Below are 26,379 nucleotides of genomic sequence, written 5' to 3' on the forward strand. Positions count from 1 at the left end.
GCCCGCGCGGCGCGCGGATCCGCGCGCCGCGCGAGTGCGATCCTGGCGGACATTGAAAGGGCGAGCGATCGCTGCCAAGCGATCGCGAGGGCTTTCTTTAGAGGAAGCGGAACGTCTCCAGGTTCTTCGGCGCGAAGGTGCGCATGTCGAAGTCGTGGTAGAGCGCGGAGGAGAGGTCCTGCGTGGAGCGCTCGTCGCCGTGGACGCACAGCACCTTCTCGGGCCGCGGATTCATCGTCTTGACGAAGTTCTCGAGGCCGGCGCGGTCGGCGTGGCCGGAGAAGCCGTCGACCGTTTCGACGTCCATGTTCAGCGAGAGGGTGCCGCGGCCGCCGCCGTTGCCCATGGCACCGACTTCGCTGGTGGGGATCTCGTCCCAGCCGTTCTGGATGCGTCGGCCCAGCGTTCCCTGTGCCTGGTAGCCGACGAAGACGAGCGTCGAGTCCGGATCGGGGCCGATGTGGCCCAGCCAGGACATGATCGGGCCGCCGGTGACCATCCCCGAGGTCGAGAGGATGATGCAGGGCTCGCCGTCGGCGACGTCCTGGCGTTCTTCCTCGCCGCCGTCGATGTGGTTGAACTGCTCGGCGAGGAACGGGTTCTCGTCCTCGTGGAAGATGCGGTCCCGCAGGTCGTCCCTGAGGTACTCGGGATAGGTGGTGTGGATCGCCGTCGCCTCCCAGATCATGCCGTCGAGGTGAACCGGCATCGTGGGGATGTCGCCGCTGCGCATCGCCTCCTCGAGGACGAGCATGATCTCCTGGGATCGGCCGACCGCGAAGGCGGGAATGACGACCTTGCCGTCCTTCTCGTAGGTCTCCGTGATGACCTCCTTCAAATTGCGCTCGGAGTCGGACTGGTCGGTCTGGTAGTCGTTGCGACCGCCGTAGGTCGACTCGAGGACGAGCGTCTCGACGCGCGGGAAGTCGTTGACCGCGCCGTTGAACAGGCGGGTGTCGTCGTAGTGAATGTCGCCGGAGAAGGCCACGTTGTAGAGGCCGTCGCCAATGTGGAAGTGCGAGACGGCCGAGCCGAGGATGTGGCCCGCGTTGTGGAAGGTGAGTTTGACGTCCGGCGCGATGTCCGTGACGTCGCCGTACTCGAGGGGGATGCAGTGTTTGATCGCCTCCCGAACCTGCTCGCTCTCGTAGGGCGGGCTCCGGCCTTCCTTGGCCGCGACGTCGAGGTAGTCGAGCGTCAGCAGGCCCATCAGGTCCCGCGTGGGCTCGGTACAGTAGATCGGGCCGTCGTAGCCGTACTTGAACAGGAGCGGGATCAGCGCGGAGTGGTCGAGGTGGGCGTGGGTGAGGACGACCGCGTCGATGGTCTGCGGGCCGGCCCCGAGCGCCTCGGGCGCGTGGAGGTAGGGCACTTCGCCCTCTGCGCCGGGTTTGTCACCGCAGTCGATGAGGATCCGCGTCTCGGGGGTCGAGAGGATGAACGAGGCCCGTCCGACCTCGCGACAGCACCCCAGCGTGGTGATGCGGACGTACTCGTCGTCGGACATCTCCTCGCGGTGGATCTGTCGGCCGACCTTCTCGAGGATGTCCCGACGTTCGTCGCGTTCCTGTTTGAGGAAGCTGCGAACGTTCGAGACGGTCGATGATTCGATCGGCGGCGTGCGGACGACTTCGGGCGTCCAGCCGACGGTCTTCGTGATTTCGCGGAGCGTCGACCCGTGGCGGCCGATGACCATGCCCGGCTTTTCGGCCTCGATGACGACCTCGCCGGTGTCGGCGTGGAAGTCGAGGTCGGTGACCCCCGCATCGCCGGGGATGACGTCCATGATCTCCTCGCGGGCCTGCTCGGGCCGCGAGAGGACGCTGGGGTCTGGGCGAACGGTGATCCGCTTGCGGAGCTTGCTCGCGAGCTGCCGAATGAGGTCGCCCTGCTGGGCGAACTTCTTCGGGTCGCGCGTGTAGACCACCAGTTCGGGGCCTTCGTACTTCACCGAGGAGACCGAGATATCGCTCGGTAACTCGCTCGTGATCTGTGCTTCGAGATCGTCGAGTTGCTGCTCTACAGTGCTCATAGGTCGCCAATGTGGCTTGCGTGAACTCGTCGTCCGGGATCGGACACGACGTCAGGACGGGAGTCGGAGGGTGGAGACGGTCGACCGGTATCGACGCGACGGGTGTCGGGTGGTCGCTGCCGTTCCGGAGCGAGTAGCGCGTCTCGTCGTCCGCGCGGGACAACGCTCGGACTCCGGTTCGCCTTCCGAATCATTGTATCCGACTCCGTGCCGTGACGAACATGCTCCCGGATCGGTTATCCTGGTCCGTGCGGGACAATTCCAGGGAGAACCCGCTTACTCGACGCTATTCTTTGCGTGGTATAAAAGCCTTCGCAAAAATAAGGGCCACAGGGACAGTAGTCACGGCCGACAGATGCGTCTGACACCGACTCGAGTCGCCGAGGAACGCGATTGGGTAGCGAACCGAGCGGATACCGTCGTCCCCTTGATCAACGACGTTCGCGCCGATCTCGGCGATGTCTTCGACACCGATGTGGACCCGGTCACCGACGAACAGTATCACGAGGAGGTCGACGCCGTCTTCGCGGACGGCGATCTGGCGGTCAACGTCGCCGCGATGGTCGCGATACTCAGGGACCTCGACGTGGACGGGGACTATCCGGGGTTCGTGGTCGACGAGATCCTCGGCCGCGAACTGGCCGCGACGATCGCCGGTAGCCAGCCGCTACGAACCCTCGGCGAAGCGACCTTCCACTACGCGGACGTTCGCGTGCACGGCGACGCCGACGAGAACGCGGGTGTCGACGACTGCGAGGCGGCCCTCGCCGCCGGCTTCCAGGAGCGACTCCCCGGCTGGAACTGGACCGAGCGCGAGAGTCCCTTCTCCGTCGAACGATAAGGATCCGGCAGCGAGAATGAGACCGGCCGGAGACGACGTCGCTCTCGAGCTACCCGTCCGTCTCGTTCGTCTCGTTCGTCGTTTCGTTGTCCGCCGCTTGCTGTTGTTGTTCGAGGAGTGCGCGCTGTTGCTCGCGCCGTTGGGCTTGCTGTTGTTGCTGTTGAACGCGCTGCTCGTATTGATCGCCGGGATAAACCCCACCGACGGAGCCGTTCCGGAGTTCCGACAGGATCGCGTCGGCGGAGCCGGCGACGAGGAAAAGTCCGTACGCCGTCTCGGATTCCTCGATCGTGAACTCGCTGTCCGATACCGATTCCTCGAACGAGGTCGCCGCCGATTCGACCAGTTCGAGCCGCCGCTCTCGATACTCCAGCTGTCCCTCCTGCTGGCTGAGGTCACCGCTCTCGATATCGGCCTCGATCTCCTCTCTGAGACTCGTTACCTCCTCTTCGGCCGCCGTGATCTGTACCGTCACCGGGTCCTCCGATCCGTCGGCGGACTGGTCCGTCGATCCGAACCGGGAACACCCGGCGAGCGACGCGGCGGCAGCGGTGCCGGTGAGCGCGAGGAAGCTCCGGCGGGTCGGAATATTCGACATTGTCTCTGAATCGAAGAAACGCACGAAAATATACCTTCTGCGTTGTCGTCACGCCGCGCGGCAGCGAGCGAACCGCAGCAGATCCACCCGACAGCGCGTCCCTTTTGTCCGTCCCCGTCGTACCCCGAACCAGTGACGGATTCAGAAGGCAGCCAGCGAACGGAAACCCTCCAGGGACCGACGCCGGCGGCCGCCTGCGACCTGATCGCACGCGGGCTCGATCGCGGCGCGATCGTGACCGCCTACGGTCGCTGCACGGTCGATTACGATGGACGAGCCTCGAGCCGGCTCGAGGCGGGGCATCGGCACGTGATGCTCAAGCCCGACGGTGCGGCGCTGGTCCACACGGACGAGGGCCAACAGCCGGTCAACTGGCAACCGCCGGGCTGTGACCACGAGGTCGTCCGCGAGGACGACGCGCTCGTGCTCGAAAGCGTCCGTTCGACTCCGAACGAACGGCTCCGCGTTCGGTTCGAGGACGTCCTGCAGGTCTCCGCGTTCTCGGGGTCCGACGAGAACGACCTCGCCCTCGTCGGTACCGAGGAGGACCTCCGCCAGCGGATCCTCGAGGAGCCCGACCTGCTCGAGGCCGGGTTCACGCCGCTGGCGACCGAGCGGGAGACTCCCGCGGGAGCCGTCGACATCTACGGCGAGGACGCGGCCGACCGCGCGGTCGTCGTCGAACTGAAGCGGCGTCGGGTCGGCCCAGACGCGGTGAGCCAGCTCCGCCGGTACGTCGACGCCCTCGAGCGAGATCTCCACGCCGACGCCGCGGTTCGCGGCGTCCTCGTTGCCCCGTCGGTAACCGATCGCGCGAGCGGACTGCTGACGGAACACGGCCTCGAGTTCGTCGCGCTCGAGCCGCCGGCCGAGTAAGCGGTCGCGACCAGTCGGCGGTCAGTCTCCGATTTCACAGATCGCCGGAACGATTTTTCGCTGATCGACGACCCGATACTACGCTGGATACGTTCCCTCGAGCGTCGCCCGATCGAGCACGCGCCCATCGATCGCCGACTCGATATCGGCCGCGCTGGCGTCGGAACCGTGCTCGAGCGTCGTATCTAGCGCGTACAGGTTGAAGCGATACGTGTGTTCCCTGTCCGGCGGGTTCGGGCCGCCGTAGCCGTGGTCCCCGTAATCGTTCGTCCCTTCGGTCGCCTCCTCCGGCCCCCAGTCCTCCGGAATCGTCTCCGTGTCCGGCGGCACGTTCCAGACGATCCAGTGGTCCCACACCTTGCCGGCGGGCTCCTTCGCGTCGGGATCGTCGACGATCAACGCGAGCGACTCGGCGTCGTCTGGGACGCCGCCGATCTCGAGCGGGGGGTTGACGTTGCGTTCGGTGTAGCCGTACTCCTCGGGGATCCGTTCGCCGTGATCGAAGGCCGGACTGTCGATCGTGAGGTCACCCATTTCGATCGCCTCCGTCTGTCGTCTCGAGACGCGTCTTCACCATCGAGATAGAATAATCTTACAGCCGGATCGACCCCCGGTCTCGAATCGCGGACGGTCGACGGGCCGATCGAGCAGCGACGTCGAGCGTGGATGTCGATCCGTTACCGCCGCACGGTGAAGACCACGATTCCGAGGAGCAAGAGGAAAACGCCCCACCACCACGACTTCCCGGGCAGATACGCCAGCAACAGCGTGACGATTCCCGAGGAGATGAGCGACCAGCCGATCGTCGTTCGATATGTCATACAACTATACCGCGGCCGAGACGGTTGTGCGTTGTGCCGGGTCTTGCAGCCCGACCATCAATGCCATACTCGAGTACGGGACGCGGACTATCGCTCCGTCGCGACCGGCCGGGGACGGTTCCCGAGTCCGAGAACGCCACGAGACTGCAATGCGAGACCGTCGGCGAGACCTATCTCGAGGCAGGCGGCGAATTCCTCGTCGGCGACGAGCGACGGCCGTCACTCCTCGAGCAGCTGCTTCAACCGATCGAGTTCCGTCAGCGCTTCGACCGGCGTGAGGTGGGCGAGGTCGAGCGCACGGAGCTCCGCGGCCACGTCGGCGGGAATATCGCCGCCGTCCGCTGTCGCGGTCCCGGTTGTCTCCGCGCCGTGAGTCGGAGCGGGACTCGAGTCGGTGTCGGGGCCCTGATCGCCCTCTCCGGTCGACTCGAGGGCCTCCTCACCCGCGTCTGCGAGCAGTTCCCGCGAGCGCTCGACGACGGACTCGGGGACGCCGGCTGCGGTTGCGACCTCGACGCCGTAGGACCCCGTCGCCGCGCCGGGCGCGATCTCGTGGTGGAAGACGACTTCGTCGTCGTCCTGCTCGACCTCGAAGTGGAGGGTGAACGCGGCCGCGAGCTCGTCCGCGAGTTCGGTCAGCGGGTGGTGGTGGGTCGCGAACAGCGTCGTCGCGCCGACCTCGTCGTGGAGGTGTTCGGTGATCGCCTGCGCGATGGCCATTCCGTCGGCGGTCGACGTGCCTCGCCCGACTTCGTCCAGCAGGACGAGCGAGCGCTCGTCGGCCTCCCGTAGAATGGTCGCGAGTTCGTCCATCTCGACCATGAACGTCGAGCGGCCGCCCGCGATGTCGTCGCTCGCCCCGACGCGGGTGAAAATCCGATCGACCGGCGTGATTCGGGCGGCGCTGGCGGGAACGAAACTCCCGACCTGTGCCAGCAGGACGATCTGGGCGACCTGTCGCATGTACGTCGACTTCCCCGACATGTTCGGCCCCGTGATCACCGCCAGCCGCCGATCGCTCGCGAAGCGGGCGTCGTTCGGGACGAACGACTCCTGGGTGCGCTCGACGACGGGGTGGCGACCGCCCTCGATCTCGAGGGTCCGACTCCCGTCGCGCTCCCGTATCTCGGGCCGACAGTAGTCGTACTGGGCGGCGGCCGTCGCCAGCGAGACGAGGGCGTCGAGGGTCGCAAGTGCCTCGGCGAGGCCTTGTACGCGTTCGACCTCCGCTGCGATGTCGCGACGCACGTCGCAGAAGAGTTCGTACTCGCGTTCGTCCGCGCGCTCTTCCGCGCCGACGATCTCGTCTTCGCGTTCCTTGAGCTCCGGCGTGACGAACCGCTCCGAGTTCTTCAGGGTCTGGCGGCGCTGGTAGTCGTCGGGCACCGAGTCGAGGTTCGGATTCGTCACCTCGATGTAGTAGCCGTGAACCGAGTTGTAATCGACTTTCAGCGAACCGATCCCGGTGCGCTCGGCTTCGCTCTCCTCGAGGTCGTCGATCCACTGCTTACCCGCTCGCGCGGTCCGGCGGAGTTCGTCCAGATCCTCGTCGTAGCCCTCCGCGATGATGTCCCCCTCGGTGATCTCGATTGGGGGGTCGGAATCGATCGCGTCCTCGAGCAACTTGCGGACGTCCGTCAGGGGATCGAGATCGTCGTGGAGCCGCTGCAGTCGGTCGCAGTCGGCGTCGGCGAGTTCCTCGCGAACGTCGGGCACCACCGCGAGGGTGTCCCGGAGCGAGCGGAGATCCCGCGCGTTCGCCCGTTCTCGGGAGATCCGTCCGATCAGTCGCTCGAGGTCGTAGACGCTCCGCAGGAGGTCGTGCAGTCGTTCACGGGTCTGGACCGCGCTCGTGAGCTCCTCGACGGCGTCCAGTCGCGCCTCGATCCGGTCGGGCTCGAGCAGCGGCCGCCGGAGCCAGTCGCGGAGTTTCCGGCCGCCCAGCGCGCTCGCCGTCTCGTCGAGGACGCCGACGAGCGTCGCCTCGTCCCGGCCGTGGACGGCGCGGGGTTCGAACAGCTCGAGGCTCCGCAGGGCGACGGCGTCCAACAGGAGGTACTCGCGGGGATCGTACCGCGTGAGGTGGGTGAGATACTCGAGGCGGGAGTCCCCGCCCGAATTCGCGGCCGCGTCTTCGTCGGCGTCCCTCGCGTCGCCGCGCTCGCCTTCGTGTGCGCCGCCGCGGACGTACTCCGCGTAGGAGAGCAACGCACCGCAGGCCCGAACCTCGGCGTCGCTCGCGAGCAGCGCGTCGGGATTGCGGAAGTACGTCGACAGCTTCTCCCCGGCCCCCTCGCGGTCGAACGCCCCTTCGTCGTACGGCGTGACCATACAGTTTTCCGGGAGCACGTCGGCGGGCGCAGCCGGCCCGACGACGGCCTCCGCGGGAGCGAACCGGCTCACCTCGTCCGCGATGGCCTCCCTCGAGGTCGAACTCGTCGCGAGGAAGTCCCCGGTCGAGACGTCCAGCAGGGCCAGGGCGAGTTCGTCGTCCGCGCCGGCCGTGCGCTCGCGAGCGAGGGCGGCCACGAAGTTGTTGTCGTCGCTCGCGAGCAGTTCGTCCTCCGTGAGCGTTCCCGGCGTGATCACGCGCGTCACCGCACGCTCGACGACGCCCGACGTCTCACCCGGTTCCTCGACCTGGTCTGCTACCGCGACCCGATATCCCGCCTCGAGTAGCTCCTCGATGTACGATTCGGCGTTGTCGATCGGGATGCCGGCCATCGGGTACTCGCCGGTCGAGTCCTCGCGGCTGGTCAGGGCGATCTCGAGCAGGCGCGCGGTGCGTTCGGCCGCGCCGCAGAACGTCTCGTAAAAATCCCCCACCTGAAACAGAACGATCGCGTCGTCGTAGCGCGCACAGAGGTCGTGGTACTGCGCCATCATCGGCGTCAGCTCGTCGCGTTTCTCGGCCATCCGCTCGGGCGGGCCAAGCGCCGGATCCATACCCGAATTCGGCCGCCCGATGCGGAAATACCTTGCTGGATCGACCGCCCTGGTCTCTCGAGCACCCGTCTATCGAGCGACGTGACAGTCAGGAAACGGACAAAACGTATTACGCTCGACCGCACATAATCGGCGTAGCATGCAATCGGAATCGTCGATCGCGACGCGCCTGCTCGCGTGTCTCGTCGTCGCGATGCTAGTCGGCGGCGCGGGTGCAGGTACCGCGGCCGGTGCCTCGAGTGCCGGGTCCGTACTGCCGAGTGCGACCGCGCTCTCGACGACCGACGCTGTCGACGGGTCTCTCGACGAGACGACGGAGGCGCTCGAGAACACCACCGAGACGACGACCGATACCGTCGAAGACACGACCGATACCACGACGGACTCCGTCGAGAATACCTCGGGGACGACGACCGATTCGGTCGAGGACGCGACCGATAGTACGACCGACGCCCTCGAGAACGAGACCGACGATTCGGACGGCTCCGGTGAGACGGGCGATGGGGTCGACGAAACGACCGAGACGGTCGACGACACCGTCGATACGACGACCGACACTGTCGACGGCACCGTCGACACCACGACCGATACCGTCGACACCACGACCGATACCGTCGACGAAACGGGGGAAACAGTCGACGAAACGACGATCGATGCCGCTCTCGAGGCCGGGCTCGGTACGCGTGAATCGAATCCGAGCGGCTCGAGCGACGGAACGGCCACGGCCGAGAACGCGAGCGCGGGCAGCGGTGGCGACGCCGACGGAGCGTCCGACGGCACCGAAACGGCGACGGACGCGATACTGGTCGGGATGCTGGGGGCGATCACCGCCTCCGGTGCGGCGGCCAGCGGTGCCGGTGCGACCGGGACGGCCGGCGGCGGGAGCGCCGCGACGGCCGGGTGGCTGCACACCCTCCGCGAGACGCGACTGCTCCGACGGGCCGGGACGGACCTCTGGAAGCTCCTGCCGCTGTTCAGGTACAGCCAGTACGACGATTCCGATCCGCTCGAGCACGACCGCCGCCGGGCGCTCTACGAGACGATCGAGGCCGAGCCGGGCTCGTACCTCTCGCAACTCAGCGACGAGACCGGCGTCCCCCTCTCGACGGTCCGCCACCACGTCCGCATCCTCGAGGAGGAGGGCCTGATAACCACGAGCAAGCACACCGGGAAGCGCCGCTACTTCCTCGAGGGAGCCGACGCCGAACTGCAGGCCGCGCTCGCGGAACCGGCCAAACGCGACGTGCTCGAGGCGCTCGCGGCGCTCGGCCGGGCGCACAACGGCCGGCTCGCGGACGAACTCGAGCGCGATCCGAGCACGGTGTCACATCACCTCGCGGGGCTCGAGGACGACGGGCTGGTCATGCGGGAACGCGACGGCCGCTCGATCGTCAACGAACTCCCGCCCCGGGTCGAAAGGGCGCTCGGCGGCGATTCCCCGCCGACAGGCGACGCGGAACCGGCCCCCGCCGACGACTGACTGTCCTCGGTCGATGCTGCCCAACGGTTTCTCGACCGACCCTCACTCTCCGCTCGAACCCGTCGTCTCGAAGTACAGCTCCGCGTGGTTCGCACAGCCGGGATTGAACGCGGCGTCACAGGCCGGACAGCTATAGTCGGCCTCGAGGTAGCCGGGGACGGTGAGTTCGGTCCCGCAAACGCCACAGAGAACGGACGGCTCGTCGAACCGCGCTCGAGGCCACGGGACGGCCTCGTGGGTCGTCGATTCCTCGTGGCACCGGAAGCAGGGGTAGTACCGCTCGCAGCAATCGAACTTGAAGGAGACGACGTCTCGGTCGGTTCGGTAGTGAGCGCACCGTGTTTCGTGATCGACATCGACGCCGCGGACAGGCTGGTCCGACATAGAACGTATTCGAGCGAAACGACGGCCCCAGCGGACTTCGCCGTTACGGTCGGCAATGTCGTCGAGCAGGCGGGGATGGGGACTCGTATCCGAACCCTACGCGTCGGACGCTCGGATTTCAGTCACTTTAGACATACGTTTGGCTGTCAGTAGCCGACGCCGCGATCGACTCCCGAACGTCGTCCGCCGGACGACACTACCTAAACGTGGTAGTATTGGCCGGCCGTCTTCTTAAGTGGCTCATCGACTTCCGTTACTATGAGATAACCCCACGGAAGGCATGACAGGTACCCTCCAACTGACCTTCAGCTTCCCCCACATATGAGCGCTTCCGACAGGTTTGACAATCTGAGAAGTTGGTTTCCCATTCCGAGCCGTCGACGCGGTGTCGGGCTCAGTCGATGGTTGCTTCTGGAAGGGAATCGATACGCCGTCACCGGGGCGCTACTGACAATGACGCTCCTCAGCATCATCCTGATCGGGATGCTCTGGACGTTCGAAATGAGCGTCCTCCTCACCGAGACACAGGCCGTCCAGACGATACTCAACACGTTCCTCAGTGGGATCATCCTGCTAGTTTCGATCGTCGTCTCGATCAACTCGACGGTCCTCTCCTACGACATTACCCACATAAGCGCTCAGCAGGAGCGTATCAAAGGTATGCGAGAGTTCCGACGCGAGTTAGATAGGGTCACGGTAACGGATGAAGACCCGACGAACGCGCGGATGTTCATCCAAGTTGTCGCGGAGACCATTCGAGATCACGCCCATCAATTGGAGGACGTCGCCGAGGGGTCCGACGAGGAGTTGGCCACCGATATCAGAGAGTACACCGAGTCCATCACGGAGACCGCCGATCACCTCGACGAGTCGATCCACCACGTCGGCGGTGCCGAGTTCGGCGTCCTCTGGCTCGGACTCGAGACGGATTACGGTCCGATGATGGACCAGGTTCGCGAATTCGCGTTTCGGTTCGAGGACGACGAGTCCGACGTCGGCGAGGACCCCTTCGAGGACTTGCTACAAGCATTGGAGCTGTTTGCGACCGGACGGGAATACTTCAAAACGCTGTACTACAGCCGGGAAATCTCCGAGCTCTCGCGGACGCTTTTGATCAGTGCGTTTCCGTCGATCATCGCGACCGTGTCGACGATCCTCGCGATCAATGCCAATCTCGTGCCGGAGATCTGGATGTTGGGCCTTCCGCCGCTGTTGATGTTCGTCGCGATTGCGTTCTCGATCGCACTGATTCCGTTCCTCGTTCTGACATCGTTTACGATCCGGATGGCGACCGTCGCACGACGAACCGCGGGTGCAGGGCCGTTCATTCTTCAGTAGGATCGGCGACGGAAGCGAGAGACAGATCGCCGGTCCGAACGATCGAACGGCGTTGTCATAGCGTGACCGGGACCGAAATCGAGCAGCGGAGCGGAAAACGAGACGCCCACGATGAGGATGCCGATGTCGTGTTTACTGTTGCCAATCACCTGGCCCGAGACCCGCTCGAAATCGATACGATTGTGCCCTCCGACGAGGGCCGGCTGTCAGGCGTACTTCGGGCGTTCCGTCGTCTGTTCGACGTCGCCCGTGATCGTCTCCTCGTCGCTATCGTCGTCGTAGACGTACCGGCCGGTCGCGCCACAGAGGGTACACTCGTAGGTCTCGGAGATCTCGTTTATCATCTCGCCGTCCTCGAAGTAGACGCGGCTCTGGGTGATCTGCAGGAACTGGGCGGTCTCGCAGTTAGTGCAGGTGATCATACCAGTTCGGTACCCGCGATCGGTTGTAGTTATCCGGCTTGTAACCGAAAGGGACGAGTGACTATCGGGCTCTTACCGGGCTCGTGGTCGCTGTGGGAGACCGTTCGGGCCTCACCGACGACTCACGCCCAACCGTGCCGCCCAGACTGCGAGTAATAGCCGTCTAATCGCACGACTGGGGCGGGTTTCTCACCGATCGCCGGTTCGTCGATTTTCCGACGAAAACGCGTATTTACTCCCGGGTCGGGCCGGTAGACGACTGTTTACCGAGGGGCTTCACGAACGGAGATCCGCTCGATAGCAACGCGGAGAGCCCCACTGTCGGCCGGTATCGTCTCCCCGCTCATTCCCGTTCCGCGAACTCGGGGGTGAGGCCGTCGATAGTGACCCGCCCGCCCGACAGCGCCGCTTCGTACGCCGCCTCGGTCAGTGCCGTCACTCGGAGCGCGTCTCGAGCCGTCGCCGGCGGTTCGCTCCCCTCCCTGACGCTCTCGAGGAAGGCGTCGGCGCGGGACTGCTCGCCGCGGGGATCGACGTAGGGGACGTACTCTCCGGCATCGGCACGGATCTCGCGGACGTCCCGCGGTCCCCACTGCGTTCCCTCGAGGTAGACCGCGCCGTCGTCGTCCCAGAGGTGGAGGTGCTCGCGGACCGACGGGGCGTCGCCGTGGAACGAGAACGTTCCGGTCGCACCGTTCGCGAACGCCACGTCGAGGTGGGCGCGGCTATCGACGCGGTTCTCGTCGTCGTGGAAGTCCATACTCGCGGCGACGGACACCGGCTCGAGCCCGGTCGTCCAGAGCACGCCGTCGAGGACGTGGCTCCCCGTATCGTACAGGAATCCCCCGCCCGACAGCTCCGGGTCGAGTCGCCAGCTCCCCCGCGAGTCGTCGATCCAGTCCTGCGTGATCGAGGCGGTCACCCACCTCGGTTCGTGGTCGGTAAACCGCTCGCGAGCCGTCCGAAAGGCCGTCTGCAAGTGTCGCTGGTAGCCGACCATGACGGTCGGATCGCTCCGTTCGGCTCGCGCCGTGAGATCGCGAGCCCGGTCGAGGTCCGTCGTCAACGGCTTGTCGCAGTAGACGTGGCAGCCGCGATCGAGGGCGGCGACGACCTGCTCGTAGTGCAGGGTGTGGGGCGTCCCGACGAGGACGGCGTCGATGCCCCTGTCCTCGAGCATCGCCGGATACTCGGCGTAGCGCCGGTCGTCGGGGACGTCGAATTCGTCCCCGATAGACTCGAGTCGATCCGCGTCGAGATCGCAGATCGCCCGGACGGTCGCGTCCGGGTGGCGGTGAAACTGACCGCCGACAGTGGTTCCGATGTATCCCAGGCCGACGATACCGATCCGAATCGGGCGTGACGGAGCGCCATCAGACATATGCCGTCGAACGCCGTCCAGCGCCATCTCTCTGGAGGCGTCGCAGGCAAGCACCGCGCCGCCGCGACCCCGAATCGATCCAGTTCGCGGCTTTCGATCCCGGTTCCGGATCGAGAAGACGGGACCGTCCGTCACGGCTGGAATCCCGCTTGCGGTCGCGGTATAGACACCGGTTATGCCTCCGACGTGCCAGCAATCACGACGTAGCATCGGGCTACGAGCGGAGTATACGCCACCTGCGGGCGGTTCGGAGACGCTACCGGTGTGCAAGCGGCCGCATAACAATGGCCGAAACGCGCATCGACCGACGTGCGGGGAGAAAACCCCGCCGGGTACGCGCTCGGCCCAACCGACGCGCTGACCAGCCGATTGCGTGCGTTCACGCCCGGATCGCTCGACGTGGACTCGCCCCCGCTTCGAGTACGCTCATGTCTCTCACGCCCGGGGCGGTTCCCGCCCCGCCCGGGGTTCGTGACCCAGTACGGATCGCCGCCGGTAACTCCCGCCGCCGAACCGATCGGTTATCGGTCCGACGATCACCGGTTAGAACTCCGTAATAACCGGAATGCCGACCGTCTCGTAGTCGTCCATCGAGGCCAGCGTCTCCGGTGCCTCCTCGAGCGAGAGCGTCTCGCCGATGATCTTGCTGGGCTCGAGGGTGCCCTGCGCGATCAGGTTGAACAGCTCCTCGTAGCGGACCAGCGGCATCCCGAAGGAGCCGTGGAAGTCGATCTCCTGCATCGTCATGATGTCGACGGGGAGTTCGATCTGGCCCTGTTCCTCGCCGGTCGTGAGACCGACCTGAACGTGGCTCCCGCGGGTACCCAGGCTGTTGACCGAGTTCTGGCAGGTTTCCGCGATGCCCAGCGCGTCGATCGAGACGTCCGCACCGTCGCCGGTGATCGACTGCACTGCCTGCGGTGCGCTGTCGACCTCGGTACTGTTGATCGTCTCGACCGCGCCGAGTTCCTCGGCTCGCTCGAGTTTGCTGTCGAGGACGTCGATCGCGATGGGGTGCGCGCCCAGCGCCTGCGCGATGTGGATCGCCGAGAGACCGACCCCGCCACAGCCGTGGACGGCGACCCAGTCGCCGGGTCGGAGGTTGGCCCGGTCGGCAAGCGCGTGATAGGCCGTCATGAACCGGCAGCCGAGGCCGGCCATCTCCGCGAAGTCGACCTCGTCGGGGAGTTTGACGCAGTTGAAATCGGCCTCGCGAACGGGGAACGCCTCCGCGAACGCGCCCGGTGCGTACTCCGATAGCCCGAGGGGTAACACCGTCTCGCAGTTGTTCGCCCGGCCTTCGCGGCAGTGAGAACAGCTCCCGTCACCGAGGTGGAACGGCACCGCCACGCGGTCGCCCTCCTCGAGCGTCTCGACGTCGCTGCCGACCGCCGAGACGACGCCCGCGGGCTCGTGACCGAGAACCTGTCCCTCGGGGACGCCGGCACCGATCCAGCTCCAGTCGCCCTGCCAGGCGTGCCAGTCGCTTCGGCAGATCCCACACGCCTCGGTTTCGACGATGACCTGGTCCGGCTTCGGCTCCGGATAGTCGACGTCTTTGACCGCAAGCGGTTCACCATGTTCCTCGAGTACGGCTGCTCGCATGGATTATAGGTTGAGCCAGCGACTATAAAAGAGTAGGCGGTATGTGATCATTCATCATAAATCCGGAGCGGGTTTCGTATCGTTGTCTCGGGCTCCAGTACCCGAAATACACCGCTTTTCGCCCCGAACGCTTCGGATCTCGAGATCCAGTCGCGAAACCGAACCGTCGATGTATCCTGCGACGGAACTATCGCGGTGGGAGAACGTCCCGTCGGGCAGACGCCCCTGAGCGCGGTGATTCGCCACCCGGGTCACACCCCGGCAACTATCTCAACTCGACGGTGCAGTCCCGTGGAAAGCCCCGTCGTCGGACAACACCGGATTCCAAGCGGTGCGAAGCGTCTCCTCACGGTTCGCTGCGAGTCGGCTTCCGGAACGGTGGCTGTCGTCGGTCGACGAACTGACTCGCCTCGCGACTCCGAACGCAGTGACGACGAGACGTTTTGAGAGCAGGATACCGCGGATTCACTCACGCGGTAAGTCGACGGCGGCATCGATGTGGCCCTGGAGTTCCGAACTGGGAAGCGGGACTGCGTCGGGGTGGGACGCCTCGATGGACTGCAACCCCTCGGCGATCGACGCTCGTCCGTACAGATGTTCGTCGTCGCACTCGGTTACGTATCGCTCGATTCAGGCAGCCATCGAAGAGGCGCGTCGGCGATACACCACGCTGCATGCGTTTCTCATCTGGATTCGTTCACCGATCCTCCGATTCCGGTGAGGTACTGCCGAGCCCGCGGTCAGTATTCGAGGGCGACTCGCCATCGGAAACGGGTTTGTCGTCACCGCCGTTGTCGAACAGGTCGTTCGCGAGAGACTCGTGGCCCGTTTTTCGGAGACCGTGGTCGATGCGGATCACGAAATCGCCGGGATTCCTGACGGTGGCCGACGAGAGCGTGTCGGCGGCTTGGGAAACCGTTCGTTCCAGGGCGTTATCGTCCGGGAGCAGGCCCGCGTCGCTCGCGGCCCGGAGAGACTCGGCTACGGCCTCAATGCACGCTTCGATCCGTATCCCGGGGCCGTGTCTCTTTGCGCCCTCGACGACTACGTCGGCGTAGAGGCCTTCCAGGAACGTCGCCGGCTCGTTCACGGACGGCCCCCTCGTGAATTCACGGAGTTCCGAATCGAGTTTCCGACGCCACTCGTCGGCACCGTCCTGAGCTGCGTCGAAGAGGGCTCGAGCGTACACGCCGGTGACGAATTCGGCCGGACGGTCCGGCACTTCCCTCGTCGCGGCCGCTTCGATCCCGGCACTAACGAGGTCGAACCACTCCTCCGTTTCCGAAACGTCGGTGTGGGTTCGACCGACCTGTGAGAGCGCCTCGGCATAGATCCGCTCGAAGATGTCTGCCCGCTCGAGGCCGACCCAGTCGAGCGAACACTCCCCGTCCAGGGCCGCCAGGACCTCGGTCACCCCGAACCGAACTTCCTCGGACCGGGCGTCGGCGGCGAGTGCGAGTGCACCGCCAAACACCGAGGCCACGTACACGACCGGATGCGGTGGATTGTCCTGGGCTGTCGCAGCCGCCCGGATCTGGGACAGCACTGCATCGACCACCCCTTCGTGTGTCCGTTCGCCGACGTCCGTCCGGGTCAACACTGCCGCCAAAATCTCGGCATCGATCGACGCGAACGCGTCGAACCAGTCCGTCTCGTCGCGCCCGTCGATGGACTCGCGACTGGTCCGAAACGACCGGACGAGCACCGTGATCCACTCCTGCGTGCGACTCGATTCCCCGTCAGCTGCCCACTCGACGGCGGCTCCGCCGTAGACCTCTGCGAGGAACTGAATCGGATCGTCGACCGCATCGGTCGTCGTGGCTCGCGTTTCGATCAGGTCCGTGAGCCCGCCGTACCAGGTGCGCTCCCCTCGTGGTGTCACTCCGTCGTTCGAATCGGGCCACTCGTCCGAATCGGGATCGAAGCCCCGTACGTGGGTAGACAGCGCCCCGCGGTAGACCTCCGTCAGATACTGCGTCGTCTCCGCGGTGGACGCATCGGACCCGACTCCCCGAGTCACGGACTCCTCGTACAGTTCCATCCAGTCCTCGAAGCCGAGGGAGTCCTCGAACGCGATCGTGTCGCGACCGTAGGGGTACTGACCGACCGCGTCGGGAGAGTCCAACTCGACGTCGCCGAAGGCGGCGAGTCCCGTCGCGTGGAGAGCCGCTCGGCCGTCTCGCTCGTTTTCGAATCCGTCGGAACCGGCGATCGCATCAGCGAGCCGGTGACACTCGGCGAAGAACGGTTCCGCTCGGTCGAGCTCACCCGACTGGACGACGACTCGAACCGTGTGGCCGTACGCCTCGAGGACGTACGTCTCGGGATCGCCGTCGAGTTCTACTGCTGTCGCTGTGTGGCGTACGCTCTGGCCGACGGCCTCGAGGAGGGGACCGAACGCCTCGTCCGGACAGCCGTGCTCGAAGACCCACAGCCCGAGCCCTGCGACGTAGAGCTCTGTGAGCAGCGTCCGCCGACTGTGCCGATCAGTGACGTCCTGAACTGCCTCCCTGGCTCTGGACTCGATATCGTGGACCCAGACCGACAACTCCTCGGTCGACCGCTCGACGCCTGCGACTGCACCGAGCATGGACCCGAAACTGTTCCCGAGGGCGCTCGCCGTGTGGTGATCGTTGGCACTCATCGCGTACTGGCGAACGCGGGAAACGATGGTGGAGATGCCGCCGTTGGCCGCCTTCGGATCGTCGGCTCGTCGGACGATCTGGCCGACCGCGGCCCCGTAGACGAAGTGGAGCGGGAACTGCCACCCGTCGTCTACGATCGATGCGTGGAGGGCTTCGTCGACGCACCCGACCGCCCCGTGGTTCACGGCCGACCCGTCCGGCGGCTGAGCGAGCCGTGCCAGTGCGGCCGCGAACGCTGTCGCAAACGGTTCCAGGTCGCCGCCGACGGATTCCCGACCGGCGAACGGAGCGGCTGTTTCGTTCGTGACCTCGAGAACGCCGCGCGCGACCGCGTGGACCCACTCGTCAGTCCTCGGGTTCGCCCGTGCGACGGCTGCGATCGCAGTCTCGTAGACCTCGCCCCGGTACAGGAGGGACTCGTCCGAGTCGGCGGTTCGATTTCGCCCGACGTCGGTCACGAGGTCGTCGATGAACGAGAGCCACTGCTCGGCCGCGGCCGGCCCGTGCGTCGTCGAGATGACGTCGACGGCCTCGGCGACGACGGTCCCGACGAACTCGCCGTCCAGGGCGTGATCGGGAACGGCCGCGATCGCAGCCAGCGGGCTCTGATCCGTGACCGACTCGACGTCGACCGACCGACGAGACGGCGACCGGATCTCGTTCCACCCGATCGCATCGAGCAGGTCGCGAGCGACGGTCGCCGGGTCTCGGTCGATATCGACGGTCGGATCTGCCAGCGAAAACTCGACGCGGTCGGTCCAGGCCGTCAATTCGTCACAGCCCGCCCGATCGGCGACGTCCTCGAGCCGCTCGCGGTTGGTGTCGTCACAGATGAGCACCGCGCCCGCACAACTCCCGTCGCCGATCCACTCGGGGAGTGCCCGAACGCCGTCGTCGCCGTTGACGGCCGCCGGCTCGGCACCGTACGTTGCGACGACGATCGCGTTCGGCGTCGCCTCGATCCCCGTCCGGATGTGGTCGGGACGAGAGAGATCGGGAAGTGTGACGGTCGTTCCCCAGTCGTCGAGCTCCGAGGCGAGGGACGCGGCCAGTCGGCGTTTCCCGCTCGCCCTGGGACCGGAGAGGACGACCAGTCCCCCGTCGAGCGCCTCGAGGAGTTCGTCTCCGTCGACGAGCGATCTCCAGTCCCGATTCGTCTCGTCGTCGGTGCCCTCGAGCTCACGAATCGGGTCCGGAAGCTCGCGCTCGACTGCGGCATCGTGTAACGCTTGCGGGCCGTCCCAGTGCCAGGAGCCGACGAGTGGCGAGGAGCCGTACTCTTCGGGTCCCACCGACATCGTTTCGAACGATGGACCTTCCGAGCTGAGCGCGTCCACTGCCTGCCCCATCACGTCACGCGCGGCATCGATCACCGACTCTTCGTCGTCGTCCTCGGCGAGTCGGTCGCGGATCAGTGCTCGCGCCGGATCGGCGGCGAACACGCGGAGGTGATCGATCGTTCCGGGCGGGAGATCCAGAGCGATCTCCAGTGCCTCGGCGGTCGTGGGGGGTGTCCGATACCGCGCGAGGGGCTCGAACCAGTCTGCGTCGTCTGCCACTCCGACGGCGACGAGCGCGACCGCGGCGAGGACCGCAGGCGATCGTTCGGTAGGGGTTCGACTCGGGAGGCCACCGCTCGGGACGAGCGGCGAGACGACGTCCGCAAACGCCTCGCCGAACGGCCCGACCGAGACGTTACAGTCTCCGAACGCTCGCCTGACGTCGCCGGGCAGCAGTACGTCCGAGCCGTCGTATTTCGAGAGGGAGAGAAACGCTGCCGGCGTGACTGTCGCATCGTACCATCCCAGGTGTTGCTGAACCTCTGGGCCCTCGAAGTAGTATGGCGGATACCTGGCCCACTCCAGTACGGCCGCTCGCTCGTCGTCTCGTAGTCCGGACGGACTCCGTCGAGTGATGCGCTGTCGGACCTCGTCGATTGCGGCCGTGGCACCAACCGGCGGCGTTCGGACCGACAAAACGGTGTCGACCTTTTCGATGAATCTCTCGGAGACCCCGTGGTCGCTCCGACAGAGCCAGTCGAAACTCCGTGGACGGGTGATGATCACTGCACCCCCCGATCTGGTAAACAGCGACTTATCGCCGTACTCGTACGTGTAGGCTGCCAGCGTTCTGTCGTCGAGGTCGAACACTGCGGATACGAAATCCTCGACGATCACGAGTTCCCGATCGTCGACGGCGGTGACCTCGGGCAGTCGTTCGACTAACTGACCCAGCGATTGCAGGTGCCGTGACGTTCCGATACCGGGTGCACCGAGGACGAGGGTCACCCCACCCGATTCGACGGCGTCCGCCAGTTCGTCTGGTCTGACCTCCTGAATGTGAACTGTCATATGTTCGCTCCAACCAACTCCGTCGACGAACGAACTGCAGAGAGCGACAACGGCGGTTGACTACGTTCGAATACATTTTCACTTAATATAACGGTTTCTACCGCGAGTAGCACCCGTTGGGGTCGGACGGACGCTCCCGGTCGGAGCTGTCGGTGCGCATCGGTGGTCGGCGACGATGAGATCCGTACAGGCTCATCGGGATTCGCCGGTACAATCTCCCTCGGCGTTGTCGTGATACCCGGCAATTCGACACCCCGTTCCACCGTCGTCTTCACAGCTGATTTCGTGGTTCGATGTGTTCGGACACCGATGAACGTCCTCAATACGAAGCCGTACTCCTCCGTGTCGCTCGACGACGATGGCGAGTGGATCCTCACCGTTTTGCTGGGCGGGCCAGTCGTCCGCGACGTGTCCGTCGCCTCGACGGAACGGATCACTCGACGAATAGGCCGTTCAGCCGGGACAGTGGCCCCTCCGGGAACAACTGAAAGAATACGGCCCGTACCAAGACGAGAGCACCGAGAACCCCTCCAAACATCAGCACGAAGATCGTTGGGGAAACACCGCCCGTTTCCGCCAGATGGTGGACGTACAGGGTCGCAACGACCCACAACAGGGTGTACACGGCGAGGGCTCCGAGGACGAACGAGGCGAGGATCCGAGTCAGCGCCGCGTCACCGGGCCGGATCCGATCACCGGAACCGAGAACTGCGAAGCCGAGTCGGATTCCGTGTGCCACCCCACCGACCAGAACGGAAAGAGAGAGGAGGCCGGGAACGAGTATCACTGCCGGATACCACAGGCGTCCGAGAGCGGTTTCGTAAAGAATCGCGGATTCGTTGATTGTCCCGGCCGTCAAGAGGATCGCGAGCACGGCGAGGACGGGTTCGACTAGTCGTCGTTTGATCGGGCTCTCGGGGTGTAGGGGGAACATGATATATGAGTAACTATTAATCTGAGAATAATAAATTCACCTTCCTGAATCGATGGCATCGAATTCCCGAGCGATGATTGTAACCTCCGATAGAAATCCGTGTCCGGCGACCTACTGCTCCACACCGCTACCTACGCACGGTATCCGGAGAGCGATTTCCGAGACAGGGTCGGCGTATCGAGAACGGCGATGGCAATCGCAGCAGCGCCGAACGCGAGCACGCCGGCAGCACCCACGGGACTTGCGACCAGTTCCTCCAGAACCGCCTCGTCCGCGGTCGCGTACACGACGACGAGACCGGCCGACCCGTTGAACACACCGTGGAGAAGCGCTGCGGCGAGCACGGACTTGGCACGGACGACGACGTAGGTGTAGACCGGTGAAAAGGAGAGACACGCGATCGTCATGGCGAGAACACCGATATAGGGGAACGAGGGGTAGTTGTATCCGGCGACGATCACGGGCGTATGCCAGATGCCCCACAGGGCACCGATCGCGAACGACGCCTTCCAGAACCCCCACGGTGCGAGTTCCCACAGGAGGTAGCCGCGCCAGCCGAACTCCTCGCCGAACGCGAAGATCGCATTGATCGTGGCCCCGAGGACGAGCGCAAGGCCGGCCGCTACCGCGACGCCAAGGAGGCCCGACGGTAGCTCGAGGCCCGGAACCGGGGTGGCGGTCGGATCGAAGTCTACCCCGGGGACTGCGAGGGCGAACGCGAGGGTCAGACCGATGAGCGGCAGCGCGAGCACGGCAGCTATGGCGAGCCATCGGAGCCGGCCCCGTCGAAGCCCGACGTCCGACAGTGGGATATCCCGAGAGAGGCAGACTGCGAGGCCAGCGACCATCGGTGAGAACATGTAGGCCGGTGCGAGTGCAATCGGGCTCACGTCCACACTGGCTGCGATGATGACGAGTGCCACGGCAGCGACGAGCAAAATACCGACGAAGAGTCCGATCCGACTCCTATCGGGATCAGTCATCGAGGTCACCCCGGAAGACACTGCCGGACACGGATGTCTCACCCGCGTCGAGCGCGGTCCAGCAGGACTGCTGGCAACTCGGCGCTATCATGTCGAATATATATGTAATACGAATATATAATAGTACCTGAACTGGTCGGACGACGTTTCGAGGTCTGCCGGTACAGCAGCCGGTATGCGAAATCTTTTGCTACCGTGACGACGATGCTCACAGCGTTATGGATACGGGAGCCGCGATGTCTTCTATTCTGCAGACCCTCCAGCAGTTGGACGGTCACGAGTTCGAGCGGTTCATCGCTGATCTCTGGTCTCGCCGCGGGTGGTCCACCGAGGTGACGACCCAATCGGGCGACAAAGGGATCGACGTTATCGCCACGAAAGCGTTCCCGTATCCGAAGAAGAGCCTCATCCAGACGAAGCGATATCGGGATAGCAATTCCGTCTCCGGGCCCGAGCTACAAAAATACGCCTCGCTAAAGCAGCGGGAGAACGTCGACGAAGTCGTCATCATCACGACGAGCGGATTCACCAATCAGGCCGACGTCATCGCCGACGATTTCAACATCAAGTTGATAGATGGGGAAACGCTGCAGCGATTAGTCGGAGAGATGGCCGCCGAAGACCTCGTCGCGACCTACGCAGACGGGAACGAAATCTCGGATCGGGCGTACACCGGAACCATCAGCGCATTCGAATCCACGCCTCCGACGACTATCGTCGCCGAGTGTGACCTCTTCAGGGCGGAGCTCGTCGGATACGAGTGGGTGACGTCGTCGGACCCGGCCGTGAGACGGCCGAGCGAATTCGACGGACCGTTCTTCGCGTTCGAATTCACGAACCTCGTCGATTACGATCTCTCCCTGCACCCGTGGGAGGATTTCACCGTCTCCGACGACCGCGGCCGAACGTACACCCAAGCGATGCGATTCTCGAGGAACAGCTATTTTCCGGGCGACTGGCAAGTCAAACAGCCGATAATTCCAGCTGCGGGGAACGCCAAATTCGCGTTCTACGTCGACGGCGTCGCGGGCGACGTCTCCGGCGTCCGATTCCGAAACAATACGCACCTGCTGCTCGACGATTACGACCGGGAATCGGACGAGTTCTCCACGGCGGACTTGCTGCGGAAGGTGGAGTGGATGATGTACCTCTCCGACGAGCGGAAGGCGGAGATCCCGGACCTCCCACCGGAACTGGCGGCCGCCGTTACCTGATCAGGCGCAGAACGGTTCGGTGATCGAGAGCTTCGAGTGGCCGCTCCACCGACCTCGGACGTAGTCGTACGATACGGCGAGGTGCGAAATTCGAACACCGTCGAAGAATGCGCGACTACGAGGTTCGATACTGGTCGAATTTTCCGTCCAAGCCGCTTCGTTTACGGGAGAGCAGAGGACGGTGTCAGAACACGGAACGCTGGTAACGGACGTCTGTGGTGCCCTCGCCGCTCACGGTTTGTCGGTCTCGTGCATCCACTCGAGGGCGGCCTGCAGCCCCTCCTCGTCCCGAATTTCGCGAAACCGTTCCGCAGCCGAGGACTCCATGGTGAGAGCGCCGACGTACTCGTCGACGCGGCCGTACCGTCTGAACCCCTGGGTCTCCTGTACGCCGTTGAGCATGTCTTTCGCGATCGCAACGGCCGTACTCGGTGTCTTTTTGATCTCGTTTACTTCCGCATCGACGGTCGCGTCCAGTTCGCCTTCGGCGACGACACGATTGACCAACCCCATCTCGGCGGCGGTCGCTGCGTCGATAGTTTTCCCCGAATAGAGCAGTTCCCGCGCGTCTTTCAGGGAATCCGTCACGAACGGCAGCACGAACTTCGGCGGGGGTTCGCCGAAGTGCATGTCGGGATAGCCGAACTCGGAGGGCTCCGTCGCGAAGGTGAGGTCACAGCAGATCGCGAGGTTGCACCCGCCGGCGATTGCAGTCCCGTCGACCGCCGCGATGACCGGGAGCCGCGACGAGAAGATCGCTTCGAGGTGAGTCCGCTGGTCGAGGATGCGGTCGTCGATCGGTTTGTCGGCCTCAGCCTCGCTGATGTCGTAGCCCGAGGAGAAGGCTCTGCCGTTGCCGCTCAGGACGACGACTCGACCCTCATCGGCGGCCTCGGCGCGTTCGATCGCGTCCTCGAGTTCGCGCAGTAACTGCGGATTCAATGCGTTCAGGGCCTCGGGGCGATCCAGTGCGATTCGGACGACGCCCTCGTCTACAGCGTACTCGAGACAGTCATACGTTCCCATACCACACTCATTCCGAGCCACCCACATATACCGTTGGGCGCTTCTCAGCGATGGTGCTGTGATCTCACACGAGGAACGGATACGCGCTCACTCGGGATGACTCAGATCGCGGCAATTCGGTCGTAGCAGCGCAATGACGGGACTGGGTGGCCTTAGTCCGCCGCGTCTGTTCGGCGGACGATATTGTGCGAGAGGATCGACATGACCTCTTCATCGGCATCGTTGACGACGCTGCGACGGAAATCGACGTAACCGCGATCGGATCGGCTCGTCGACGGCGTCTTTCCGACGACCTCGACCCGGACCCGAAGCGTCTCACCGGGGCGAACGGGCTCGTGCCAGCGCAGGTCGTCCATCCCGAGGCCGCCCATGTTCGCGATATCGACCTCGCCGTTGACGATCTCCGTGACGAACAACCGGACGGACAAACAGAGTGTATGGAGGCCGCTGGCGACCAATTCACCGAACATCGAATCCCGGGCGGCCTCCTCGTCGAGATGGAACGGCTGCGGATCGAACTGCTCGGCGAACTCGATGATCTCCTCTTTGGTGACCGTGTATCCGCCGGTTTCGTAGGTCTCACCGATCTCCAAATCCTCGTAGTACCGTGGCATATCACGTGAATTGCTAACGAATAGTGTAAAACATCCGGTCTGTGACGTGACGAGACCCCACTATCCTCGAGAAGGGGAAGCAGCTCCCGTACGGGTAGAGGTGCTTCCTCCCCTTGCAGGCCCAGCCACACACGTCGTGGAACGAGGGTCTGCGTCTCGCTTACGCCGGAGGCCGCCGATCACTGACTCTCGAGACGGCGCAGAGACGAGTCACCGGACCACCGTCACCGGGACTGGCGAGCGCCGCGTCACGGCCTCAGCGACACTGCCGAGAAGAACGCGCGCTGGCCCGGTACGGCCGTGACTCCCGAGAACGACGTGGTCCACGTCATGCTCCGCGACATACGCGGTGATCGTCCGCGCTGGATTCCCCGTTTCGAGCGCAGTGTCGACCTCGACCCCGCGTTCAGCGGCGGTTTCGCTCGCTCTCTCGAGGATGTCCGTCCCTCGCTTGCGAATCTGCTCGCGATATTCGTCACTGTAGAGGAATCCTTCGTCGCCGTACAGCGAGGCGCGATCGAACTGAACGACGTGGAGCACAGTGATCCGTTCGTCGGGGTACTCATCGACGGCGTATTCGAGCGCTTTCGTCGACTCGTCCGAATTGTCGACCGGAACGAGGATGTGCCGAGCCATGTTAGAGATTCGCTTTCATTCTATATATCAGCACTCATCTATCAGATGGCCGCCTTATTCGCTGGCCACACCGCTCTTAGCGTCAGAACCAGAGAGAACCCACGTCGCATCTCTTTCGCTTCGATATGAGAATGGGTCGTTCGAACGACCGCTTCGTTGTTGTCCAAGAGACCGGCAGCTGCGGGAAGTCCTTCGTCGAGACAGTACGTCACCAGCGCCACGCCGTCCACCGTGTGACGCGAGGCGTGTTTTCCATCGACCTGCATCCGCACAGAATCGACGCCGGATCCGACGAGCGTCATCAGTATCGATGGAGGAGACAACAGTCCGTACTCAAAACGGGCACCGGAGATTTCGAGTTGACCAGTGTGGTCGTCGACGAACGTCTCTCTCGTCCGGCGACCGCCCTATTGACCCGTAGTCCGGTTCGAAGCGTTTCGAAAAGCGTCGGAAGGTGAAACGCCGGAAAGACTGGCCAGTCATCGGCAGTGAGCTGGAACAATTCTTTGTATCGCCCCATATGGTTTATGGCCTGGGCCGTCAGTAAGCGATCGGACCAGTTTCGCATCCCGGACGGCCATCGTCCGACCGCAAAGGCGACCCCAGTCCACAGAGCAAGTACAGCGATCCGCTTCCGTATCGGCAATGATTTCGCCCCGCAGATACGGGTGCAGCACAGGACGGCGACGAGCGTTCGGGAACCCGTTGATCGCATCCTGTCCCTTCCCGCCGGTAGTATCGCGGGCGCGTATATCGACATGCCGGGGGTCAACAGCCGGTGTTCGTCGGACCGGGCCTGCTGATCCCGGATCGACGCCCATCGTTTCCGGGAACGGTTCCGTCGCAGCGGTAACTGTGCGTGGTCGCCTCGAGAACCTACTCACGAACGCACCAGCCGATATTGATCTGGCCGGTACGTGATAGGCTGACCCGTTTCCGGCGCGAGACCCTGGGGGTCGCGAGCGTACCATCAGAACCTTCGGTCGTTCGGGTTGTCGACCGTTTCCCCGATCGGGATTCTGCCTCGAGCCGCGAGGGAGTCGCCCACAGTGCTCGAGATTCCGCCGGGAGGTCCTATTTTCCTCACCGCCCTTCGATTTCGATCGGAGGAACTCCTCGAGTGGGGCAGCGATCATGTCGATTCGGCTGTCACGGTCTATCAGCCTCGAGAGCCGAGTTTCCGCTGGATTCCATCGGTCGGGATTCCTGGAAGGCAGACTTCGAGAGAGCTGTACTCGATTATCGAGCTGAT

General features: G+C 64.5%; 20 protein-coding genes and 1 pseudogene. 5 read left to right on the top strand and 16 right to left on the bottom strand.

Annotated elements, in window-relative coordinates; translation table 11 throughout:
- Positions 1 to 97: 97 nt before the first annotated feature.
- A complete protein-coding gene (locus NDI89_RS11300; protein ID WP_277521676.1) occupies positions 98 to 2,032 on the bottom strand; it encodes a beta-CASP ribonuclease aCPSF1 in 1,935 nt (644 codons plus the stop codon).
- 355 nt (positions 2,033 to 2,387) lie between these two features.
- On the opposite strand from NDI89_RS11300, the gene NDI89_RS11305 reads away from it, so the two are divergent.
- Positions 2,388 to 2,873: a DUF7984 family protein gene (locus tag NDI89_RS11305; protein ID WP_277521677.1), complete on the top strand. Its 486-nt coding sequence runs from the start codon at positions 2,388 to 2,390 to the stop codon at positions 2,871 to 2,873.
- Positions 2,874 to 2,922: 49 nt separating this feature from the next.
- On the opposite strand, the gene NDI89_RS11310 is transcribed toward NDI89_RS11305, so the two are convergent.
- Entirely contained in the window at positions 2,923 to 3,471 is a 549-nt protein-coding gene (locus NDI89_RS11310) for a hypothetical protein (protein WP_277521678.1), read from the bottom strand.
- Positions 3,472 to 3,603: 132 nt separating this feature from the next.
- On the opposite strand from NDI89_RS11310, the gene nucS reads away from it, so the two are divergent.
- The gene (gene nucS, locus NDI89_RS11315; protein WP_277521679.1) at positions 3,604 to 4,347 is read left to right on the top strand and encodes an endonuclease NucS; all 744 of its coding nucleotides are present in this window, start codon (positions 3,604 to 3,606) and stop codon (positions 4,345 to 4,347) included.
- Positions 4,348 to 4,425: 78 nt separating this feature from the next.
- On the opposite strand, the gene NDI89_RS11320 is transcribed toward nucS, so the two are convergent.
- The 3 genes from NDI89_RS11320 to mutS form a co-directional block, all read right to left on the bottom strand.
- A complete protein-coding gene (locus NDI89_RS11320; RefSeq protein ID WP_277521681.1) occupies positions 4,426 to 4,881 on the bottom strand; it encodes a YbhB/YbcL family Raf kinase inhibitor-like protein in 456 nt (151 codons plus the stop codon).
- A gap of 143 nt (positions 4,882 to 5,024) precedes the next feature.
- Positions 5,025 to 5,168: a hypothetical protein gene (locus tag NDI89_RS11325; RefSeq protein ID WP_277521682.1), complete on the bottom strand. Its 144-nt coding sequence runs from the start codon at positions 5,166 to 5,168 to the stop codon at positions 5,025 to 5,027.
- A 219-nt stretch (positions 5,169 to 5,387) separates the two neighbouring features.
- On the bottom strand, positions 5,388 to 8,114 hold the full coding sequence (gene mutS, locus NDI89_RS11330) for a DNA mismatch repair protein MutS (RefSeq protein WP_277521683.1): 2,727 nt from the start codon (positions 8,112 to 8,114) through the stop codon (positions 5,388 to 5,390).
- Positions 8,115 to 8,253: 139 nt separating this feature from the next.
- On the opposite strand from mutS, the gene NDI89_RS11335 reads away from it, so the two are divergent.
- Positions 8,254 to 9,594 carry a winged helix-turn-helix transcriptional regulator gene (locus NDI89_RS11335; protein WP_277521684.1) on the top strand — a complete coding sequence of 447 codons (1,341 nt, stop codon included), beginning with the start codon at positions 8,254 to 8,256 and terminating at the stop codon, positions 9,592 to 9,594.
- Positions 9,595 to 9,636: 42 nt separating this feature from the next.
- Here NDI89_RS11335 and NDI89_RS11340 read toward each other — a convergent pair whose 3' ends face one another.
- Positions 9,637 to 9,978, bottom strand: a complete 342-nt coding sequence (locus NDI89_RS11340) for a CHY zinc finger protein (protein WP_277521685.1) — start codon at positions 9,976 to 9,978, stop codon at positions 9,637 to 9,639.
- A gap of 321 nt (positions 9,979 to 10,299) precedes the next feature.
- Here NDI89_RS11340 and NDI89_RS11345 point away from each other — a divergent pair, with 321 nt between their 5' ends.
- The gene (locus NDI89_RS11345) at positions 10,300 to 11,316 is read left to right on the top strand and encodes a DUF7972 family membrane protein (protein WP_486641471.1); all 1,017 of its coding nucleotides are present in this window, start codon (positions 10,300 to 10,302) and stop codon (positions 11,314 to 11,316) included.
- Positions 11,317 to 11,522: 206 nt separating this feature from the next.
- On the opposite strand, the gene NDI89_RS11350 is transcribed toward NDI89_RS11345, so the two are convergent.
- The 6 genes from NDI89_RS11350 to NDI89_RS11375 form a co-directional block, all read right to left on the bottom strand.
- On the bottom strand, positions 11,523 to 11,738 hold the full coding sequence (locus NDI89_RS11350; RefSeq protein ID WP_277521687.1) for a hypothetical protein: 216 nt from the start codon (positions 11,736 to 11,738) through the stop codon (positions 11,523 to 11,525).
- A gap of 343 nt (positions 11,739 to 12,081) precedes the next feature.
- Entirely contained in the window at positions 12,082 to 13,119 is a 1,038-nt protein-coding gene (locus tag NDI89_RS11355) for a Gfo/Idh/MocA family protein (RefSeq protein WP_277521688.1), read from the bottom strand.
- A 543-nt stretch (positions 13,120 to 13,662) separates the two neighbouring features.
- Positions 13,663 to 14,724: a zinc-dependent alcohol dehydrogenase family protein gene (locus tag NDI89_RS11360; RefSeq protein WP_277521689.1), complete on the bottom strand. Its 1,062-nt coding sequence runs from the start codon at positions 14,722 to 14,724 to the stop codon at positions 13,663 to 13,665.
- 697 nt (positions 14,725 to 15,421) lie between these two features.
- On the bottom strand, positions 15,422 to 19,720 hold the full coding sequence (locus NDI89_RS11365; RefSeq protein ID WP_277521690.1) for a hypothetical protein: 4,299 nt from the start codon (positions 19,718 to 19,720) through the stop codon (positions 15,422 to 15,424).
- A gap of 433 nt (positions 19,721 to 20,153) precedes the next feature.
- Entirely contained in the window at positions 20,154 to 20,654 is a 501-nt protein-coding gene (locus NDI89_RS11370) for a hypothetical protein (protein ID WP_277521691.1), read from the bottom strand.
- 131 nt (positions 20,655 to 20,785) lie between these two features.
- Positions 20,786 to 21,637, bottom strand: coding sequence for a CPBP family intramembrane glutamic endopeptidase (locus tag NDI89_RS11375; protein WP_277521692.1), 852 nt, complete (start codon positions 21,635 to 21,637; stop codon positions 20,786 to 20,788).
- Positions 21,638 to 21,855: 218 nt separating this feature from the next.
- Between NDI89_RS11375 and NDI89_RS11380 the strand changes: the two genes are divergently transcribed.
- The gene (locus tag NDI89_RS11380; protein WP_277521693.1) at positions 21,856 to 22,851 is read left to right on the top strand and encodes a restriction endonuclease; all 996 of its coding nucleotides are present in this window, start codon (positions 21,856 to 21,858) and stop codon (positions 22,849 to 22,851) included.
- A gap of 231 nt (positions 22,852 to 23,082) precedes the next feature.
- Here NDI89_RS11380 and NDI89_RS11385 read toward each other — a convergent pair whose 3' ends face one another.
- The 4 genes and pseudogenes from NDI89_RS11385 to NDI89_RS11400 form a co-directional block, all read right to left on the bottom strand.
- Positions 23,083 to 23,877, bottom strand: a complete 795-nt coding sequence (locus tag NDI89_RS11385) for an enoyl-CoA hydratase/isomerase family protein (RefSeq protein WP_277521694.1) — start codon at positions 23,875 to 23,877, stop codon at positions 23,083 to 23,085.
- 152 nt (positions 23,878 to 24,029) lie between these two features.
- Positions 24,030 to 24,494 (bottom strand): annotated as a pseudogene (locus tag NDI89_RS11390) (MaoC family dehydratase); the annotation flags it as partial.
- A gap of 207 nt (positions 24,495 to 24,701) precedes the next feature.
- Complete coding sequence (locus tag NDI89_RS11395) at positions 24,702 to 25,127, bottom strand: universal stress protein (RefSeq protein ID WP_277521696.1); 426 nt, start codon at positions 25,125 to 25,127, stop codon at positions 24,702 to 24,704.
- Between the two features lie 41 nt (positions 25,128 to 25,168).
- Positions 25,169 to 25,429, bottom strand: coding sequence for a hypothetical protein (locus tag NDI89_RS11400; protein ID WP_277521697.1), 261 nt, complete (start codon positions 25,427 to 25,429; stop codon positions 25,169 to 25,171).
- Positions 25,430 to 26,379: the final 950 nt, after the last annotated feature.

The sequence above is a fragment of the Natrinema salsiterrestre genome (genome assembly GCF_029502005.1).
Taxonomy (GTDB): Archaea; Halobacteriota; Halobacteria; order Halobacteriales; family Natrialbaceae; genus Natrinema; species Natrinema salsiterrestre.

Bases quoted from the DNA above. Each gene is read 5' to 3' on its own strand.
- NDI89_RS11300 (WP_277521676.1), bottom strand. From the start codon at position 2,032: ATGAGCACTGTAGAGCAGCAACTCGACGATCTCGAAGCACAGATCACG.
- NDI89_RS11305 (WP_277521677.1), top strand. From the start codon at position 2,388: ATGCGTCTGACACCGACTCGAGTCGCCGAGGAACGCGATTGGGTAGCG.
- NDI89_RS11310 (WP_277521678.1), bottom strand. From the start codon at position 3,471: ATGTCGAATATTCCGACCCGCCGGAGCTTCCTCGCGCTCACCGGCACC.
- NDI89_RS11320 (WP_277521681.1), bottom strand. From the start codon at position 4,881: ATGGGTGACCTCACGATCGACAGTCCGGCCTTCGATCACGGCGAACGG.
- NDI89_RS11325 (WP_277521682.1), bottom strand. From the start codon at position 5,168: ATGACATATCGAACGACGATCGGCTGGTCGCTCATCTCCTCGGGAATC.
- mutS (WP_277521683.1), bottom strand. From the start codon at position 8,114: ATGGATCCGGCGCTTGGCCCGCCCGAGCGGATGGCCGAGAAACGCGAC.
- NDI89_RS11335 (WP_277521684.1), top strand. From the start codon at position 8,254: ATGCAATCGGAATCGTCGATCGCGACGCGCCTGCTCGCGTGTCTCGTC.
- NDI89_RS11340 (WP_277521685.1), bottom strand. From the start codon at position 9,978: ATGTCGGACCAGCCTGTCCGCGGCGTCGATGTCGATCACGAAACACGG.
- NDI89_RS11345 (WP_486641471.1), top strand. From the start codon at position 10,300: ATGAGCGCTTCCGACAGGTTTGACAATCTGAGAAGTTGGTTTCCCATT.
- NDI89_RS11350 (WP_277521687.1), bottom strand. From the start codon at position 11,738: ATGATCACCTGCACTAACTGCGAGACCGCCCAGTTCCTGCAGATCACC.
- NDI89_RS11355 (WP_277521688.1), bottom strand. From the start codon at position 13,119: ATGTCTGATGGCGCTCCGTCACGCCCGATTCGGATCGGTATCGTCGGC.
- NDI89_RS11360 (WP_277521689.1), bottom strand. From the start codon at position 14,724: ATGCGAGCAGCCGTACTCGAGGAACATGGTGAACCGCTTGCGGTCAAA.
- NDI89_RS11365 (WP_277521690.1), bottom strand. From the start codon at position 19,720: ATGACAGTTCACATTCAGGAGGTCAGACCAGACGAACTGGCGGACGCC.
- NDI89_RS11370 (WP_277521691.1), bottom strand. From the start codon at position 20,654: ATGTTCCCCCTACACCCCGAGAGCCCGATCAAACGACGACTAGTCGAA.
- NDI89_RS11375 (WP_277521692.1), bottom strand. From the start codon at position 21,637: ATGACTGATCCCGATAGGAGTCGGATCGGACTCTTCGTCGGTATTTTG.
- NDI89_RS11380 (WP_277521693.1), top strand. From the start codon at position 21,856: ATGGATACGGGAGCCGCGATGTCTTCTATTCTGCAGACCCTCCAGCAG.
- NDI89_RS11385 (WP_277521694.1), bottom strand. From the start codon at position 23,877: ATGGGAACGTATGACTGTCTCGAGTACGCTGTAGACGAGGGCGTCGTC.
- NDI89_RS11395 (WP_277521696.1), bottom strand. From the start codon at position 25,127: ATGGCTCGGCACATCCTCGTTCCGGTCGACAATTCGGACGAGTCGACG.
- NDI89_RS11400 (WP_277521697.1), bottom strand. From the start codon at position 25,429: ATGACGCTCGTCGGATCCGGCGTCGATTCTGTGCGGATGCAGGTCGAT.